Genomic DNA, 1,093 nt, shown 5'->3' with positions numbered 1-1,093 from the left:
CGATAACGCGGCACGTGTGGGAAGAGGCGAAAGAGAAAGCGAACGCGCTGCGGCTGACGAAATGGGGTAAAAAAGTGTACGCGAGGCGCAAGGAAACGGTGGAGAGAAGCTTCGCGGACGCGAAACAGCATCACGGTCACCGGTATGCACGGTTCCGTGGCCTGATGAAAGTGCAGATGCAGTGTCTGCTGGCGGCGACAGCGCAGAATATGAAGAAGTTGGCGCTTCTGGCGCTTTTTTACTGGCTGTTAATGGTGCAGAAAGGGCAGTCAGGAAGACCCGTAACGTCATCAGGATGGCAAAACGCCATGATGGGGTGATAAGCGAAAAAAATCGCGATCGCGACCTGTGGTCGCTACAAAAGAAGAACCCCATGCAAAAATATGGGGTTCGTCAGCAATCTGCCGTACCTGGTACGTGCTCTTCTTTAAAGATGGCGGTGAGGGGGGATTGACTCGCTGCGCTCGCCCTGCGGGCAGATTCCTCGCGGGCTCGTCATCTGTCCAACTGGCTACGCCAGTTGTCGACCCCCGGTCGGGGCTTCTCATCCCCCCTGTGTGTGCGATATACAAAAAAGAGCCTGTACCTGGTACGCGCTCTTTTTTAAAGATGGCGGTGAGGGGGGATTGACTCGCTGCGCTCGCCCTGCGGGCAGATTCCTCGCGGGCTCGTCATCTGTCCAACTGGCTGCGCCAGTTGTCGACCCCCGGTCGGGGCTTCTCATCCCCCCCTGAGTGTGCGATATACAAAAAAGAGCCCGTACTTGCGTACGCGCTCTTCTTTAAAGATGGCGGTGAGGGGGGGATTGACTCGCTGCGCTCGCCCTGCGGGCAGATTCCTCGCGGGCTCGTCATCTGTCCAACTGGCTACGCCAGTTGTCGACCCCCGGTCGGGGCTTCTCATCCCCCCCGGCGTGTGCGATATACAAAAAAGAGCCCGTACTTGCGTACGCGCTCTTCTTTAAAGATGGCGGTGAGGGGGGGATTGACTCGCTGCGCTCGCCCTGCGGGCAGATTCCTCGCGGGCTCGTCATCTGTCCAACTGGCTACGCCAGTTGTCGACCCCCGGTCGGGGCTTCTCATCCCCCCTGGCG

The 1,093-nt window shown here is 58.8% G+C and carries 1 protein-coding gene; it reads left to right on the top strand.

Features of this window, described 5'->3' with window-relative positions; all coding sequences use genetic code 11:
* Positions 1-320: transposase (locus tag FE839_RS24305; protein ID WP_171034962.1), on the top strand; the 320-nt coding region annotated here is incomplete at its 5' end.
* Between the last annotated feature and the right edge of the window lie 773 nt (positions 321-1,093).

The organism is Klebsiella indica (assembly GCF_005860775.1).
Classification (GTDB): domain Bacteria; phylum Pseudomonadota; class Gammaproteobacteria; order Enterobacterales; family Enterobacteriaceae; genus Klebsiella; species Klebsiella indica.
Note: the sequence above shows the minus strand (reverse complement) of the source record. Positions and strands in the feature narration are given on the sequence as shown.